This window comes from Flavobacterium sp. GNP001, assembly GCF_054343775.1.
In genome coordinates this window covers 1,463,109-1,480,986 of the sequence record NZ_JBTGUX010000001.1, presented here as the reverse complement: position 1 = coordinate 1,480,986, position 17,878 = coordinate 1,463,109, and the positions used below count along the sequence as shown (strand labels likewise).

Sequence of the window (17,878 nt, the reverse complement as noted above, 5' to 3'; positions counted from 1 at the left end):
TATTTTCCTGTAATTCCTGTATTTAACTTTTTACAGTTTTCGAATCAAGTCCACTTCATTACATTTTTTATTTCCTTACTACTTATTGGAGGCCTTTTCTTTTATCCTTTAAAAAGACACTTGGTATTAGCTGTCATTGTTTTAGAGATTGCATCTTGTCTTTTAGATTATATGCGATGGCAGCCTTGGGAATATCAATATCTTTTAACCTTGATTTTTTTTCTGTTTTCAAGAAATAGCAAACATTTTCTATCATTGGTGGGGTTGTTAATTGCCGTAACTTATGTTTTCAGTGGCCTTCATAAGTTTAGTGGAAGTTTTCTATATATTTTTTGGGATAGTATTATTTTGAGAAAAATCGTGCATATTTCAGATGGATTGATAAAGAATCCTTTTGTACATTATTTCGGATTGATTTTCCCTGCCATGGAAATATTTATTGGAGTTGGTATTTTATTTTTTCGGAATAAAAAAAACTGTGCGATTCTCGCAATTTTAATGCATTTGCTCATATTATTGCTTTTTGGACCATTAGGATTGAATTACAACATAATAATAGTTCCATGGAACTTGGTTATGTTAGGGTTAGTTCTGATTCTTTTTTATCACGAGGGATTCTCAAATATTACATTATTATTCTTTAACAATATTCGTAATATAAGCGTTTTAGTGGTTATTGTATTGATGCCAATTTTGTCTTTTTTTGGACATTGGGATGATTATCTTTCTTTTAATTTATATTCTGGAAATACAAAAACACTTTCAATTTGTGTAGATAAAATTCAAGAATACCCTGAATTGGAGAAAAGGAGATCAAAATTAAAAAACGATATCTTTTGCAATGGTAGTTACCTTATTAATACCAACACCTGGGCTTTAGAGGAATTAAAAGTACCCGTTTACCCCGAGGAGAGAGTGTTTAAAATTATGAAAGATCGATTCAATCAGAAATACCCAAATATTAAAAATATATTTGTTTACTATAATTATCCCTACCAAAATAAAAACATCAATGAAGTGAAATAAAATTCTCTTGAGATTTTTATTGCTTTTGTTTTAAACTTTGCCCCTAAAAACCTATTTTTGCCTAACGATTTTAAAAACTACATAAAAAATATATCATGAGTGTTTTAGTTAATAAAGATTCCAAAATAATTGTTCAAGGTTTTACAGGAAGCGAAGGTACTTTCCACGCTTCTCAAATGATTGAATACGGTACAAACGTTGTAGGTGGTGTTACTCCAGGAAAAGGTGGAACAAGTCATTTAGATCGTCCGGTATTTAATACTGTAAAAGATGCTGTTGATCAAGCAGGTGCTGATACAAGTATCATTTTTGTACCACCAGCTTTTGCTGCTGATGCTATTATGGAAGCTGCTGATGCTGGTATTAAAGTAATTATTGCAATTACTGAAGGAATTCCAGTTGCAGATATGATTAAAGCTAATGCTTATGTAAAAGAAAGAAATGCAAGATTAATTGGTCCAAACTGTCCAGGTGTAATCACCCCAGGTGAAGCTAAAGTTGGTATCATGCCAGGTTTTGTATTCAAAAAAGGTACAGTTGGTATTGTTTCTAAATCAGGTACTTTAACTTATGAAGCAGCTGACCAAGTTGTAAAACAAGGATTAGGAATTACTACTGCAATTGGTATTGGTGGAGATCCAATTATTGGAACCACTACAAAAGAAGCAGTTGAATTGTTAATGAATGATCCTGAGACAGAATTAATCATTATGATTGGTGAAATTGGTGGTCAATTAGAAGCTGATGCTGCTAAATGGATAAAAGCTGACGGTAACCGCAAACCAGTTGTTGGATTCATTGCTGGAGAAACAGCTCCTGCAGGAAGAACAATGGGTCACGCTGGTGCAATTGTTGGAGGATCTGACGATACAGCTGCTGCTAAAAAACAAATCATGAGAGACAATGGAATTCACGTTGTTGATTCACCAGCTGAAATTGGTAAAAAAGTAAAAGAAATTTTAGGATAATCACCTGAAATTTAAATATTAAAAAGCCTCACATTTTGTGGGGCTTTTTTTGTTGTAAATTGAATTAAAGAAATATCTTTGCACTTTATTTAAAAAATCTTGCATCCAAGTTTTTATTTTAATAAAAAACAAAACATACGAATAGTTTTCAGTGAGCCTCACGATGTTGTGAGGTCTTTTTTTGTGAAAATCTATTCCATTAAAAATAACATATATGTACAAAGAATTAGAAAAATTCACGGTTACCAATCAATTTTTATTTAATGTTGATGATAGTTTAGAGCAAGTTTGTAATGCTTCTGAAGGATCTGGCGTGTTTTTAGTTTACGCAGTAGGTGACGAGAAAGAATTAATTATGGTTGGTTCTACGGGGACTGTTCAAAATAACGGCGCTTTGAAAATAAAAAATGGCGGTTTATTCGATAAAATTGTCGAAGGTCACCAATTTGCAAAAACAGGAAGAAAATATTCTTGGCCAGCTCAAATGAAAAAAGAAGCTATATCTGCTCTTGAAGTAGTTTGGTATGAGACTTTTAATAATGAAGTGAAATCAATTCCAACTGCTGTAGAAGGTCAAGTTTTACAATCATTTTTGGATGAAAACGGAAGGCTGCCTAGATGGAATGTTGCTTTCTAATAAATTTAGCATTTTAGATTAAGTACAAACGCTACCTTTTTCGGGTAGCGTTTTTTTATTATCAAATTTTAAAGCATTTGTTTGCAAATATTGTAATAGATTGTGTATTTTTGCACCCGTTATCACGAATCCTGCAAAGGGATAGCAACCTGCAACAACAAGCAAGGTGCTAAAACGATAAGCCAAATCCTTTGGAAAAAATGTTGTTTACATTCCCAATACCAGCTTTGTTTTTCGTCATAACACTTAATTTAAAATTATTTTTATGACAAATTTTACTAAGGAATCCGGAAATCCGTATGCTTTGATTCCGCTATTTATTTTTATTTTTACTTTTTTGGGTGCTGGTATTTTACTAGACGATTTTTATGCATTTCCTTCACCAGTTGCCGTATTGGTAGGTATTATTGCCGCATTTATATTATTTAAAACATCAACTGACGATAAAGTAGATACTTTAATTGCTGGTTGTGGTGATAGTAAAATAATGACGATGTGCTTGATTTATTTGTTCGCTGGTGCTTTTGCCGTGGTGAGTAAAGCAATGGGTGGTGTAGATGCCGTAGTAAATTTAGGGATTAGTACTATTGATGTGGCTTATTTTCCGTTAGGGATTTTCTTGATAGCCTCGTTTTTATCTACTGCTACAGGAACTTCAGTTGGGGCTATTGTTGCAATTGGACCAATTGCGATATCGCTCGCTGATAAAAGTGGTGCTTCAATGCCATTAATAGCAGGTGCTTTACTAGGAGGTTCTATGCTTGGGGATAATTTATCAATGATTTCAGATACGACAATAGCTGCTACTCAATCTCTTGGTTGTGATTTGAAAGATAAATTTAAGATCAACTTGTTTATAGCACTTCCGGCAGCCATTGTAACTATTTTAATTTTCTTTTATTTGGGTTTTAATTCAGATGTTGTTGCTGTCGATATTGCTAAAAATGATTACTCTTTGTGGGCTATTTTGCCGTATGTTTTGGTAATCGTTCTTGCCGTTGTGGGTGTTAATGTATTTTATACATTATTGCTAGGGACTATAATTGCAGGTTTGATTGGTTTTTATAACGATTCATTTACGGTAATGGAGTTTACTCAGAAAATTTATGAGGGATTTACGAGTATGACCGATATCTTTTTACTTTCGATGCTAACAGGAGGATTAGCTGCTATGGTTGATAAAGCTGGAGGTATTACTTGGGTTTTAAACCAGATTAAAAAAAGAATTAAAAGTAAAAAATCAGCACAAACAGGTATTGGAGTTTTAGTAGGTTTTGCCAATCTAGCTATTGCTAACAATACCGTTTCAATTGTGATTACTGGGCCTATTGCAAAAGAAATTAATGATGAGTACGGATTGAGCGCTAAAAAGTCAGCTACTATTTTAGATATTTTTTCATGCGTCATTCAAGGAATATTGCCTTATGGAGCTCAAATTTTGTTGATACTGAGTTATGCCAATGGCAAATTAGATTTTCTTGATATTTTGAGTAATGCATGGTATCATTTTTTTTTACTTGTATTTACATTGATTGCTATTTATGCTGCTTTTTGGGATAAACTAGCCTACCGTTTTTTGAAGGTATAATTGTAAAAATTATTGTTCATAATCAAGCCTAAATTTTTTTTAAAAAAGGAAATAGTATATATTTGGCAAGTCGTTTTTAGCCCTGATAGCAACGGAAATCCTTTTGGGTACGCGATAGCGGACCTAAAAGATTGCAGTGAATAGCAGGAATAGCTTCGAATAAAAAATAACTAATTTTTGATTATGAAATTACTAGAAGGAAAAGTTGCCATTATAACAGGCGCAAGTCGCGGAATTGGAAAAGGAATTGCAGAAGTTTTTGCAAAACATGGCGCTAATGTTGCGTTTACATACAGTTCATCAGTAGAGTCGGCAATGGCCTTGGAGAACGAATTAAATGCATTGGGCATCAAGGCAAAAGGATACCAATCAAACGCAGCGGATTTTAATGAAGCGCAAACGTTTGTGGATGCAGTTTTGGCTGATTTTGGTACGGTTGACGTATTGATTAACAACGCAGGAATTACAAAAGATAATTTGTTGATGCGTATGTCTGAAGAGGATTTTGACAATGTTATGGATGTGAACTTGAAATCGGTTTTTAATATGACAAAAGCCATTCAACGTACCTTTTTAAAGCAACGCGCAGGATCAATTATTAATATGAGTTCTGTGGTTGGTGTGAAAGGAAATGCGGGACAAACGAACTATGCGGCTTCAAAAGCGGGTGTAATTGGTTTTTCGAAATCAGTTGCTTTAGAATTAGGATCAAGAAATATTCGTTGTAACGTAATTGCGCCTGGATTTATTGAAACTGAAATGACTGCAAAGTTAAACGAAGATGTAGTAAAAGGTTGGAGAGATGGAATTCCGTTAAAAAGAGGTGGCTCTACTGAAGATGTTGCAAACGCTTGTCTTTTCTTTGCATCGGATATGAGTGCTTATGTAACTGGTCAGGTACTTAATGTATGTGGCGGAATGTTGACTTAAAACGTCATTAAAAGTTTTAAAATTCAAAGATTGACTGAATTTTAAACTTTAAAACATACTATAAGCTGTAAATTCTTCAAATCTTTTAAAAAAGAATAAATGACAACAAACACAATACTATTGATACTTTTATCTTTGATACTTGCTGGGGTGTTGTCGTATTTACAGTATATTTTTAAAGCCAAAAATCAAACTAAAACAGTTTGGTTTTTGGCTTTTTTGCGTTTTTTATCGCTTTTTGGTATTTTATTGCTTTTGATAAATCCGATCGTAACTCGTAAAACCTTAGAGTTATTTAAAACTCCTTTGGCAATTGTGGCCGATAATTCGAGCTCGATTTCTTTTTTAGAAGCTACCAAACAAGTCAAAGGAACAATGCAAGCTTTGCAAGATAACGCAGCATTACAAGAAAAGTTTGAAATACAATCTTTTCAATTTTCTAATACAATGGAGCCTTTTAGTAAGCTAGATTTTAAAGGAAGCCAAAGTAATATAGATGTGGTTGCTAAAAACTTGAAGAGTAATTTTAAAAACAAAACTTTTGCTACCGTTTTGATTACTGATGGAAATCAGACTTCGGGAAGTGACTACGTATTTCAATTCGATCCGCAAAACAAAGTATATCCTGTAGCTGTTGGTGATACAACAACCTATTTGGATTTAAAAATTAGTCAATTGAATGCCAATAAGTATGCGTTTTACAAGAATAAATTTCCTGTAGAAGTGTTTTTGCAATATGCAGGAAAGCAAAATGTCACGGCTAGTTTCTCCATTTCGCAAGGGAATAATGTTGTAGTTAAACAAAGCGTTTCTTTTTCTGCTTCAAAAAATACTGCCACTTTGAACTTGCTTTTACCTGCAGATAAGGTGGGATTGCAGATGTATCAAGCCAAAATAAGTTCGAATTTAACTGAAAAAAATAAATACAATAACGTAAAGAATTTTGCAGTTGAAGTACAAGATCAAAAAACAGCGATAGCTATTGTATCGGCTATTGATCATCCGGATATTGGTGCTTTTAAAAGAGCAATTGAATCTAATGCACAGCGCAAAGTAACAGTAGTTAAACCTAATCAAATTAACAACTTACGCGATTATAATATTCTTATTTTTTATCAACCAACTGCTGCTTTTAAAAGTGTTTTTGAAGGTGCTAAAAATGCTAAGATTAGTAGTTTTGTAGTGACAGGGATGGCAACCGATTTTAACTTTTTGAATCAACAGCAAAATGATTTGAATTTTAAAATGAGTGGCCAAAGTGAAGATTATTTGAGCGTTTTGAATACTGATTTTAATTTATTTGCTACTGATGATATCGGTTTCGATGCGTTTCCTCCGTTACAAAATGCATTTGGTACCATAACACCTAAAGCGGGTCTTGAAATTTTACTTTCGTCAAAAATACGAGTAATGAACACTAATGCACCACTATTGGCTTTTGCTGAAAATGAAAACCAACGCACGGCTTATTTACTAGGTGAAAATAGTTGGAAGTGGCGTTTACAATCGCACATAAAAGAAAAATCATTCGAAAAATACGACCGTTTTATCGATAAAATTATTCAGTATCTAGGATCAAAAGCAGCCAAAAAGCCTTTAGTTGTAGATCATGAAAGGTTTTACAATGCAGGAGAATCAATTGTTATTAGTGCCCAATATTTTAATAAAAATTATGAAGCCGATGACAAAGCACGTTTAACGATTAGCTTGCTGAATAAAAAAACAAAACAGCAAACGAATTATGATTTGTTGAAAGCGGCAAACGGATACAAGGTAAATCTTGATGGCTTGAAAGCAGGAACCTATCAGTTTACGGTAAAAGAACTCAACTCTAATACGACCTACAGTAGCAGTTTAGAAATTATTGATTTTGATATCGAAAAACAATTTGTTAACGCTGATATTGAAAGATTGTCTCAATTGGCATCGCAAACTTCAGGACAGTTATTTTTTCCGAATCAGGTTGACAAGCTTATTCAAACTTTGTTAGAAAATAAGGATTACCAAACAACTCAAAAAGAAATAGTTGTTAAATCACCACTTTTAGACTGGGTGTGGTTATTGGTCGTTATTGCACTTTTACTTGGTATTGAATGGCTCGTTCGTAAATACAATGGCATGTTGTAAAACTAAAAAATATGGATTTTAGGCTCAAAGTTTTTTATACCGTAGCGCAACGTTTGAGTTTTACAAAAGCTGCTGCCGAATTGTTTATCACCCAACCCGCGGTTTCGAAGCACATTCAGGAGTTAGAAGAGTATCATAAAATCAAACTTTTTGAACGCAATGGATCGCGAATTGCCATTACAGCCGCTGGAAATGTCCTTTTGAAACATGTAAAAAACATTTTTGATATTTACAGTGAAATCGACTTTGATATGAACGCATTGCTGCAAACACAGTCCGGTGTTTTACGAGTAGGAGCGAGTACAACCGTTTCACAATATATTATTCCGCCCGTTTTGGCTCAATTTCATCAAAAACTACAAGATGTTCAGGTTCGTTTATGGAACGGAAATACGGAACAGATGGAAACCGCCTTGCTTCAGCAAGAAATTGAAATCGGAATTGTTGAGGGAAAATCTAAGAATAAACTAATCAAATATACTCCATTTTTAAAGGACGAACTCGTTTTGGTTTGTAATAGTAAAAACCCATTAACCAAGCGTGATACAATAGGAATTGATGATTTGAAACAAATGCGGTTTTTATTGCGCGAGCAAGGCTCTGGAACACTTGAAGTTATAGATGATGCGTTGAAAGCTTTGGGTGTAAAACTATCCGATTTGCAAGTAGAAATGCAATTAGGAAGCACGGAGAGCATCAAATCGTATCTTATGAATTCAAACTGTGTGGCTTTCATATCTATTCACGCTATTCAAAAGGAGTTGCAGAATAAAGAATTGTATTTACTTGATTTAGATCGTTTTGCTATTGAACGCTTTTTTTATATAATTACTTTACAAGGAAAAACACATTCACTTGCTGATGTTTTGGCACAGAAAATCTTGAGTTATTATAACTTAAAGTTATAGTAGATTACAAGATACGATTGGTATAACAAAAACAATCGTCGCACCTTTGTACTGTCATTTTCAATACAAAATCGTGAAAACTCAAGTACAATCCAATTCAATAGTCATATTAAGAGAATTGTTAGCACAAAATAAATTGGCTAGCATTATCTTTTTTATTGTTTTACTTGTTTGTACAACAGGGCTTATTAGTCCGGCAATAGCTTTGTTACTCGGAATAGTGATTACTCATTTTTTCGGAAATCCGATCGCTATTTTCTCTCCAAAAATAATCCAATGGTTGTTACAGATATCCGTTGTTGGTTTGGGTTTCGGAATGCAATTAAAACATGTTGTAACTGCTGGTTCGGCTAGTTTTGGAATTACAGTGGTTTTTATCGCAAGTACTTTGCTGCTTGGAACGCTCTTGGGAAAATGGTTTAAAACAGATCGTAAAACGAGTCACTTAATTGCTTGTGGTACTGCAATTTGCGGTGGTAGTGCCATTGCGAGTATTGCACCCGTGATTCGGTCTACTGAAAAACAGACTGGCTTGGCACTTGGCGTTATTTTTATTTTGAATGCCATTGCTTTGTTTTTGTTTCCAATTGTTGGCCACCTTTTGAAATTATCTCAAAATGAATTTGGAATTTGGAGTGCCATTGCCATTCATGACACGAGCTCAGTTGTTGGCGCTGCAAATAGTTATGGCACAGAAGCGTTGCAAATTGCGACAAGTGTAAAATTAGCAAGAGCCTTGTGGATCATTCCCATTTCAATCTTCACCGCGTTATTGAGCAGTAACAAAGCGGGTTCAATTAAAATTCCGTATTTTATCATTGTTTTTTTGGGGATCATTATCATCCAAACTTATTTTCCTGTTGCTGATTTTATAACTATTAAGATTAATGCTTTATCAAAAATAGGTTTGACAATTACTTTATTTTTAATTGGTTCAGGTCTGACTAAAGAAATGCTTTTTACAGTTGGCGCTAAGCCATTATTACAAGGATTGTTATTGTGGGTTTTTATCGCGAGCGCATCTCTTTTGGCGGTAATATACTTTTATGATTGATATTTTAAAAAGACAATTAAGCGAATAATCATTTTTTGATAGAAAACAGATGTTAAGTAAAGCTTAATAATGCATTAGTAATTGCAGTTCTTTTTTTGAAAACCAATTTATTGAGATACATTTGCCTTTCTAAAAAAAAAATTAAATGAAAAATTTTAAACTGAAACCAACTCTTATTGTTTTTACCACAATTTGTGCAGCAGTAATACTGATGTCATGGGGTGTTGTAGGGCATGAGCGCATCAACAGAGCTGCTGTAATGGCGTTGCCAAAACCTTTACAAACATTCTTTTACAACCACATTGATTTTATCACGCAAGAAAGTACAGTTCCTGATTTGCGTAGAAATGTTTTGAATGACAAAATGGAGCCACCTCGCCATTATTTTGACATGGAAAACTTTGGTGATCCGGCTTCGTTTCCTAAAACTATGGAGGAAGCTAAAGCAAAATACGACGAGAAATTTTTGACCAAAAACGGAATTTTACCTTGGCATATTCAGGAGTTAATGGAAAAGTTAACAAAAGCATTTAAGGATAAGCGTAAAAACGAAATTCTTTTTATTGCGGGTGATTTAGGTCATTACATTGCAGATGGTCACATGCCATTACATACATCAGACAATCACGACGGACAAAATACAGATCAAAAAGGAATCCATTCTTTATGGGAAAGCCGCTTACCAGAGTTGTTTGCCAAAGATTATAAGTTTAACGTTCCACAAGGCGTTTATCTAGAAAATGTAGAAAAAGCGACTTGGGATTTGATTTACGATACGCATAGTTTAGTGGAACCATTGCTTGCCATTGATAAAAAGTTAAGAACAGCCACGCCACAAAATAAAATTTTTGTAACCGATGCGGCAGGTGTAATTGTAAAAAATAAATATGGAGGTACGATGTATTCTGATGAGTATGCTAAACAATTACATGCTGATATGAACGGAATGGTTGAAAAGCAAATGCGAAAAGCCATCACCGTTACGGCTAGTTTTTGGTACACGGCTTGGGTTAATGCAGGAAAACCAGACTTGAGCGGTTTAGATACTTCAGCACTAACTAAAAGAAATAGTAAATTGCTAAAAAAAGACATGAAGACGTATCTAAAAGGAGATCTTTTTGGACTAACAAGCGATAAAGAATAAAACTTTATTAAGTATCAAAAGCGGGTGAGACATATGTTTCACCCGCTTTTTTTTTATCATTAATTGAGATTGTCTTTTTTGTTTTTTAAAATATCAGAAGCTGTCTGGTAATAAGAAATAGTTTGATTTACAAGATCAGTTCTTTCTTTTTTTAGAGGTGTTTGGTCGTAAAGTAGTTGATAATTTGGATTAATTTTTTGACCAGTTTGTAGCCTCAACTGAAACTGTTTTACTTTTTGTTTGGGTGAAATTACCGTTAATACATTATCTTTTATTAAACCTAAATCTTGATAAGTAGCAACAAAAGCTCTTGGCCTGTAGTTTGCTTTTAGAACATCTTGTCCATAAAATTTGCTACGATAATCAAAATTTAGAAGACCAAGTACCGTAGGCATCACATCTATTTGTGACATTAGGTTAGTGTATTGTTTTGGTTCAATAAAACCAGGACTGTAAATCATCGCTGGAATGCGGTATTTATCAAGTGGTAAAGTAGTTTTTCCTGCACTTGATGCACAATGATCAGCTAGAATTACAAAAACCGTGTTTGCAAACCAAGGCTGTTTTTGCGCCATTTCAAAAAATTTGCGTAAGGCATAATCCGTATATTTAACACCACCATCACGTGATTTAGCATCGCCAGGAATATCTATCTTTCCATTTGGGTAAGTAAAAGGTCTGTGATTGCTAACAGTCATAATGTGGTTAAAAAACGGCTGACCAGTTTTGGCTTCCTGATTCATTACGTTAATTGCTTTGTGGTACATGTCTTCGTCACAAACGCCCCAAATGTTAGCAAAAGTGATTTCTTTGCGTGTAAAAGTCTTTTTGTCTACAATATCATAGCCGTTACCTGTGAAAAAATTCTCCATATTATCAAAAAAAGCATCACCTCCATACATGAATTTAACAGCATATCCCTTTTGCTTGAAAATGCTACCAGTTGAAAATTTGTTTTGATTATCCTCTCTTTTTACAACACTTTCGCCCGCAGTTGGAGGTAAGCACAAAGTAACTGCTTCAAGGCCGCGAACCGTTCTATTTCCGGTGGCATACAAGGTAGTAAACACTAAACTTTTAGTTGCTAAAGTATCCAAAAAAGGCGTTAAGCCTTTAGTATTGCCATACATCTGCATAAAATCGGCACTAAAACTTTCGATAGTGATCAAAACAACATTTTTTTTATTCTCAATTCCCTCATTATTAATCACATGTATTGAACTTGCTCCTTGCAATGATGGAATTTGTTCTTGAAGTAGGGCAAAAGCTTCATCCGAAGGCATTGTTTTATAAAATTTAAAATAGTCCAATTCGCTATGCACAAAAGCAAAATAAAACTTGTACAATCCGTTGGCTTGCAATTCATTGGTAAAAACATTTCGAGAGTTTTCTTTCGTCGATAAATAAGGTAAAGCAAGCAATGCGACACCAAAATGGAGGAGATAGATTCCTGATATTTTAATTTTTTGTGTAAAAGATGGAATATTTTCAATGTAACTTTTTGATTTTTTAACAATGAAATAAGTGATTAATCCCGCTAATGCAAACAAAGCCGAAAACAATGGAATTACGGGATAAGACTCCATGATGTTTCCAATAACTTCATTAGTATAAATTAAGTAATTGACTGCAATAAAATTGTAGCGAACACCAAATTCATTCCAAAAGAAATATTCACTGATGGCATTTTGCAAAATCAACAGGACATAGAGTAAAATAACAAAAGAGAATAACCAATATCGAATTGTATTTCGGTACTTCGGTAAAAAAAGTAAAAGTCCAAAAAGGAGCGTTTTGATAGAAAGAAAACCAATTGCAATTTTTGGTAAAGCGCTTCCGTATTCATTTAGAATAGTATTGCCAAAAGTTATGTAGCAAAGCACTGCTAAAAAAAGTCCTAGAATTATATACCCGTAAGGAGAATGATACTTGGCGTTTGAAATGAATATTGAATAAAGCCACAAGAATGAGCTAATCAGAATAAAAATCAAGACGTCCGATAGAAATCCTAAAATATAAATCGAGAAAGTTTCGGTGGCAGTAAATGAAGACTGTGTTATCGGATGAAAATATAGTATAAGCCGAACTACTAAACAGATTGATAGGTACAACATCAGCAAATAATTGAAGGGCGCTATTATCTTAAAAAACTTCATATTCTATTTTTTAAGGTAAATGTAACGGTAGTTAAACCATTTATATTTTAAGATTTGCTTAATGTTGCACGCCAAATTAATATTAACTTAAGAATAGCCGTTGTGGAAATCAGCAATCAATAAAATGAATAATTTTAAAGAGAATTTTAATTCAAGTTCAAATGAAGAAATCCATTATTTTTTTATTCCTCATGATAGGAACAATAGGTTTTTCACAAAGCTGGAAAACATCTTTTACAGAAGCAAAAGCTCAAGCAGCTGCCGAGAACAAAAACATACTTTTAGTTTTTTCAGGATCGGATTGGTGTGCTCCGTGTATAAAATTAGACAAAACCATTTGGCAATCGGAAGAGTTTAAAAGTGAATCTGCTCAAAAATGGGTGATTTATAAAGCTGATTTTCCAAAGAAAAAAGCCAATTTATTGCCAGCAGCATTAACCGAAAGCAATAAAAAGCTAGCAGAGCAATACAACAAAGCAGGGAATTTTCCGCTGGTACTTTTATTAAATCCCGAAGGATCAGTATTGGGAATTAGTGGTTACAAAAACGTGAGTCCACAAGAGTATATTCAATTGATTCATTCTTTCGAACAAAAATGAAAAAGATAGCCTTTTTAATAGCTGTTATTTGTAGTCTTTCGGCACAGTCACAAATCATTCACAAACGTAAGTTGTTTATGTTAGGAAGCCCTTTTGAGGTAACTGCTGTTGCAAAAGATACTATTTCCGCCAACGTTTATATAGATTTGGCTATAGCCGAGTCAAAGCGAATTGAGAATTTAATCTCAGATTGGATTCCCACCACTCAAATTTCTCAAGTCAATAAAAATGCGGGCATTAAGCCAGTTAAAGTGGACAAAGAAGTTTTTGAATTGGTCGAAAGAGCTATAAAAATTTCGAAGTTAACCAATGGTGCTTTTGATATTTCGTATGCTTCAATGGATAAAATCTGGAAGTTTGATGGATCAATGAAAGTGATGCCTACTGAAGAAGCTATAAAACAATCAGTATCGAAAATTGGCTTTCAAAATATCATCTTAGATCCAAAAGAGCAGACCATTTTTCTGAAATTAGAAGGAATGAAGTTAGGCTTGGGAGGAATAGGCCAAGGATACATAGCCGACAAAATAAAGAGTTTATTATTTTCTAAAGGATGTTTGTCAGGAATCATAAATGTTTCAGGTGATATAATTGCGTGGGGAAAGCAACCTGACGGGAAACCATGGACAGTAGGAATTGTAAATCCCGTAAATAAAAATAAAATTTTTGCCACTTTTCCACTTACCGATAGCGCGGTGGAGACTTCAGGGAGTTACGAAAAATTTGTTGTTTTTAATGGAAAAAGATACTCACACATCATCGATCCACGAACGGGTTATCCAGCCACGGGAATTGTAAGTGTTTCAGTCTTTGCAAAGCAAACAGAAATTGCAGATGCCTTAGCAACTGGAATTTTTGTGCTTGGAGTAGACGTTGGTTTGGATTTAGTCAATCAAATAAAAGGAGTGGAGTGCATCATTGTAGATGATACAGGTAAAGTGTATTCATCAAAAGGAATAAATACCAAAAATACAATCAATTAAAAAGTAGTTCGATGATAAAGAAATTAGGATTAATACTGGTAGGATTGTTCGTTTTGCAATCTTGTAGTTCTGTAAAGGAATATGAAAAAGAAAAACTTAACGATCCTGATATGAAGCTATCAGCAAGAACAGCAGAGCGTTATGAAACTTCTTTTCAAGTGTATCGTGAAGCTTCAGCCGGAGCCAATGGTGGTAAATCAGGTGGTGGTTGTGGTTGCAATTAGGCTTGCAAATATTTGACTTTAATAGCAATTCAATTAAAATGAAGATAAAAATTATAGCACTTTTGCTTATTGTAACAGCAACTGCATTTGCACAAGATACAGTAAAGGAACCTGTGTTTAAAAAGCGCGTATTAGAAACTACCGAAGTTGATTTTTTGGCAAGTTATTATACGCAAGATGGTTCAAGATCCGCTGTTTCGGGAGGACTTGGTTCTGAAAAACTTACGGATGTAGCTTCAAATATTGTAGTGGCAATGCCATTAAATGATGACGATTTATTGACTATCGATTTGGGTATTTCAGCTTACTCGTCGGCTTCCTCTAGTAATATAAATCCGTACGATACTACAAACGGTACACCTTGGCAAGCTTCCTCAGGTGCCTCACAGAGCGATCAACTTACATCTATCGTAGCTAATTACAGTCATAGCAGTGATTCACGAGATCTTATTTGGAATACAGATGTGTCATTTTCTAATGAGTATGATTACACTTCTGTAGGTGTAGGTGGTGGAGTAGCACGTTTGTTCAATGCTAAAAACACAGAACTTAGCGTAAAAGTGAATGCATACTTGGATCAATGGAGACCTATTTACCCAAAAGAATTAGCAGATTTTGATAGTAATGGAACTGGTTTTTTAAATCAAGGTATTTTTAATGGTAGAACTATTTGGGATCAAAACGGACAAGCCTCTACAGCATATTCTCCGAGTGCCTTTAAGCCAGTATCGGCAGTTAATAGGAATTCTTTTTCCGCTTCATTTGGATTTTCACAGGTTTTAACCAAGAAATTACAAGTTTCGTTTTTCTTTGATGTGTTGCAACAACAAGGACTTTTATCCTCACCCTATCACAGAATGTATTTTGCTGATAAAGCAAACTTTTATGTTGGACAGCCGCAATTTATTGCTAATTACACCAATGAAAACAACAAAGGAGCGTGTCAATTAGCCGATGATATTGAGCGATTGCCTGATACTCGTTTTAAACTTCCAATTGGAGCACGATTGAATTATTATCTTAATGAACGTGTTGCTTTACGAACGTATTACCGCTATTATTCAGATAATTGGGACATACAATCGCATACCGCTAGTATTGAAGTTCCAGTAAAACTGACAGATAAGTTTACAGTTTTTCCAATGTATAGGTTTTATACGCAAACGCAGTCTAAATATTATACGCCTTACGAAACCCATTTATCAACTGAAAAGTTTTATACTTCAGACGCTGATTTAGCTACTTTTGATGCGAATCAATATGGTTTTGGGGTGAATTATACCGATATTTTTACAGCTGCTAAAGTTTGGAAATTTGGATTGAAAAATATTGATTTCAGATTCAATCATTATAAACGAAGTGATAATCTTACAGCTGATATTGCAACCGTTGCATTTAAATTTATAATGCAATAAAGCTTAATTTTACAAAAAAAGAAACATGCACTTATTAATTGTAGAGGATGAGGCTGGGATTATTCAGTTTTTGAAACAAGGATTAGAAGAAGAAGGCTATACCGTGAGCAGCGCTGCTGATGGGAGTCTTGCATTTGAGAAAATCCAAAAGGAAAATTTTGACCTTATTTTATTAGATTGGATGTTGCCAAAAATGACAGGTTTAGAGTTGTGCAAAGCCATTCGATTAAAAAATAATACTACACCCATTATTTTTTTAACTGCTAAAGATACAGTTCAAGAGACCATTGAGGGATTGAAAGCAGGAGCCAATGATTATATTAAAAAACCTTTTAGTTTTGATGAATTATTAGAACGAATCAAGATCCATTTTAGGAATCAAGGTGAGATTACAAAACTGACTTTAGGAAGCGTAACTATTGACTTGGCTCAGCATAGGGTTTTAGTAAACGATGCGGAGGTTGCCTTTACACAACGGGAATTTGAACTTTTGACCTACTTAATTAAAAATAAAGGTAAAGTTTGCACTAGAACACAAATTATTGAAGATGTTTGGGACATTCATTTTGAATATGATACTGGCGTTATTGATGTTTTTATGAACGCAATTCGTAAAAAATTGAATTTAAAATTAGAACAAGACAATATAAAAACTATTCGCGGAGTGGGTTATATCGCTAATGATTAAATAAAAATGCAACAACTTTCATTTAAAAATAGAATTGCTCTCAATTATATTGTCACCACAGCATTATTGATTTTTGTGGTGTTTTGTGTCATCTATTCCATCGTAAAATTTAGTGTATACAATCATGTCAACAATGATATTAAAAGCGAAGCAGACAAGCATTTAAGCGAGATTGAAATCGTTGGCAATTCATTTCATTTAATTCACAAAGAAGAATGGAAGGAACGTGAACACAACACACTTGATGTGAATCCTGTTTTTATTCAGTTTATTGATCAAGATGGAAAATTAATTGAAAAGTCACCAAATCTTAAAAATAAGACTTTATCTTTTGACCCTAAGCACGTTTCAAATGTACTTTATGACGATGTTCTAGCCAATAGCGCAATCAGGCAAATGCAAGTTCCCATTTACAATAAGTCTAAAATTATTGGATATTTGATTGTTGCTATGTCACTTGAAGATGCTACAATGGTTCTTGATAATATCTCCAAAGTATTGATTATTACTTATCCTCTAATTTTATTAGTCCTTTTTTTTCTGGCTCGTTTTATTGCTGGTCGATTTATCAAGCCAATTAGTTCCATTATTACCACTTCAAACGATATTACAAAAGACAATTTGACGTCACGTATCGTATTGCCTTTTCAAAAAGATGAATTGTATGTTCTATCGCAAACAATAAATAATTTGTTAGACCGCATCGAAACCGCTGTAGAACGAGAAAAACAATTCACTTCAGATGCATCGCATGAACTCAGAACTCCATTAACGGTAATCAAAGGAACACTCGAAGTTTTAATTAGAAAACCGAGAGAACACGCTGAATATACCGAGAAAATAAACTTTTGTGTCAACGAAGTAAATCGTTTGAATAACTTAGTAGATCAATTGTTATTGTTAGCTCGTTTTGAAAATCAAAAACAGACTTTAAAAACAGAAAAAGTATATTTAAATGCCTTGTTTTTAGATACTATTTCTCGATTTTCATCGATCATTCAAAGCAAGAAAATCAATGTTAGTACCATTTTTTCGGCGGAACACTACACAGAAACAGACGGGTATTTATTTTCGATTGTAATTAACAATTTAATATCTAACGCATTAAAATATTCGAATCAATATGGAAACTTAACAGTAGTTTTGAAAGAAGTTGACTCTGTAATTGAATGCCAAATCAGTGATACTGGGATAGGAATTGCTGTTGAAGATGTAGATAAAATTTTTAATCAATTTTACAGATCTCAATCTAATAGTCATCCCGAAATTAAAGGCACCGGTTTAGGACTTTCTATTGTGAAAAGATTATGTACTTTGCTCAACATTGATATTGCAATTAGCAGTCAAGAAAACAAAGGAACCACTATTATTTTAAGATTATTTGAAGCACACCTTAAGTAGTTCTTAAGGAAATACCTATCTTTAAACCTT

At 33.8% G+C, this 17,878-nt stretch carries 16 protein-coding genes and 1 riboswitch; of the genes, 15 read left to right on the top strand and 1 reads right to left on the bottom strand.

Annotated elements, in window-relative coordinates:
* Positions 1 to 120 precede the first annotated feature (120 nt).
* The 9 genes from ACXX8U_RS06295 (at position 121) to ACXX8U_RS06255 (ending at position 10,382) form a co-directional block, all read left to right on the top strand.
* On the top strand, positions 121 to 1,026 hold the full coding sequence (locus ACXX8U_RS06295; RefSeq protein ID WP_458565109.1) for a hypothetical protein: 906 nt from the start codon (positions 121 to 123) through the stop codon (positions 1,024 to 1,026).
* A gap of 95 nt (positions 1,027 to 1,121) precedes the next feature.
* Entirely contained in the window at positions 1,122 to 1,994 is an 873-nt protein-coding gene (gene sucD / locus ACXX8U_RS06290) for a succinate--CoA ligase subunit alpha (RefSeq protein ID WP_210789466.1), read from the top strand.
* Positions 1,995 to 2,208: 214 nt separating this feature from the next.
* A complete protein-coding gene (locus ACXX8U_RS06285; protein WP_458565108.1) occupies positions 2,209 to 2,631 on the top strand; it encodes a hypothetical protein in 423 nt (140 codons plus the stop codon).
* Between the two features lie 114 nt (positions 2,632 to 2,745).
* Positions 2,746 to 2,842: riboswitch (SAM-I-IV-variant riboswitch) on the top strand.
* Between the two features lie 54 nt (positions 2,843 to 2,896).
* Complete coding sequence (locus ACXX8U_RS06280) at positions 2,897 to 4,219, top strand: Na+/H+ antiporter NhaC family protein (protein WP_458565107.1); 1,323 nt, start codon at positions 2,897 to 2,899, stop codon at positions 4,217 to 4,219.
* Between the two features lie 183 nt (positions 4,220 to 4,402).
* Positions 4,403 to 5,149 carry a 3-oxoacyl-[acyl-carrier-protein] reductase gene (gene fabG, locus ACXX8U_RS06275; RefSeq protein ID WP_144890891.1) on the top strand — a complete coding sequence of 249 codons (747 nt, stop codon included), beginning with the start codon at positions 4,403 to 4,405 and terminating at the stop codon, positions 5,147 to 5,149.
* A gap of 99 nt (positions 5,150 to 5,248) precedes the next feature.
* Positions 5,249 to 7,276: a hypothetical protein gene (locus ACXX8U_RS06270; RefSeq protein ID WP_458565106.1), complete on the top strand. Its 2,028-nt coding sequence runs from the start codon at positions 5,249 to 5,251 to the stop codon at positions 7,274 to 7,276.
* Positions 7,277 to 7,287: 11 nt separating this feature from the next.
* On the top strand, positions 7,288 to 8,184 hold the full coding sequence (locus ACXX8U_RS06265; RefSeq protein ID WP_458565105.1) for a LysR family transcriptional regulator: 897 nt from the start codon (positions 7,288 to 7,290) through the stop codon (positions 8,182 to 8,184).
* 73 nt (positions 8,185 to 8,257) lie between these two features.
* Complete coding sequence (locus ACXX8U_RS06260; protein WP_458565104.1) at positions 8,258 to 9,238, top strand: YeiH family protein; 981 nt, start codon at positions 8,258 to 8,260, stop codon at positions 9,236 to 9,238.
* A gap of 145 nt (positions 9,239 to 9,383) precedes the next feature.
* A complete protein-coding gene (locus ACXX8U_RS06255) occupies positions 9,384 to 10,382 on the top strand; it encodes a zinc dependent phospholipase C family protein (RefSeq protein WP_458565103.1) in 999 nt (332 codons plus the stop codon).
* Between the two features lie 59 nt (positions 10,383 to 10,441).
* Here the strand turns inward: ACXX8U_RS06255 and ACXX8U_RS06250 are convergent, their stop codons facing one another.
* On the bottom strand, positions 10,442 to 12,538 hold the full coding sequence (locus ACXX8U_RS06250; protein ID WP_458565102.1) for an LTA synthase family protein: 2,097 nt from the start codon (positions 12,536 to 12,538) through the stop codon (positions 10,442 to 10,444).
* A gap of 161 nt (positions 12,539 to 12,699) precedes the next feature.
* On the opposite strand from ACXX8U_RS06250, the gene ACXX8U_RS06245 reads away from it, so the two are divergent.
* Genes ACXX8U_RS06245 through ACXX8U_RS06220 form a run of 6 tightly spaced genes read left to right on the top strand, consistent with a single transcriptional unit; the run spans position 12,700 to position 17,848 of the window.
* Positions 12,700 to 13,137: a thioredoxin family protein gene (locus ACXX8U_RS06245; protein ID WP_458565101.1), complete on the top strand. Its 438-nt coding sequence runs from the start codon at positions 12,700 to 12,702 to the stop codon at positions 13,135 to 13,137.
* Complete coding sequence (locus ACXX8U_RS06240) at positions 13,134 to 14,120, top strand: FAD:protein FMN transferase (protein ID WP_458565100.1); 987 nt, start codon at positions 13,134 to 13,136, stop codon at positions 14,118 to 14,120. Before ACXX8U_RS06245 ends, ACXX8U_RS06240 begins: the two co-directional genes overlap by 4 nt.
* An 11-nt stretch (positions 14,121 to 14,131) precedes the next feature.
* The gene (locus ACXX8U_RS06235; protein ID WP_458565099.1) at positions 14,132 to 14,344 is read left to right on the top strand and encodes a DUF4266 domain-containing protein; all 213 of its coding nucleotides are present in this window, start codon (positions 14,132 to 14,134) and stop codon (positions 14,342 to 14,344) included.
* A gap of 38 nt (positions 14,345 to 14,382) precedes the next feature.
* Positions 14,383 to 15,759, top strand: a complete 1,377-nt coding sequence (locus ACXX8U_RS06230) for a DUF3570 domain-containing protein (RefSeq protein ID WP_458565098.1) — start codon at positions 14,383 to 14,385, stop codon at positions 15,757 to 15,759.
* A 25-nt stretch (positions 15,760 to 15,784) separates the two neighbouring features.
* Entirely contained in the window at positions 15,785 to 16,447 is a 663-nt protein-coding gene (locus tag ACXX8U_RS06225; RefSeq protein WP_458565097.1) for a response regulator transcription factor, read from the top strand.
* Between the two features lie 6 nt (positions 16,448 to 16,453).
* A complete protein-coding gene (locus tag ACXX8U_RS06220) occupies positions 16,454 to 17,848 on the top strand; it encodes a sensor histidine kinase (RefSeq protein ID WP_458565096.1) in 1,395 nt (464 codons plus the stop codon).
* Positions 17,849 to 17,878: the final 30 nt, after the last annotated feature.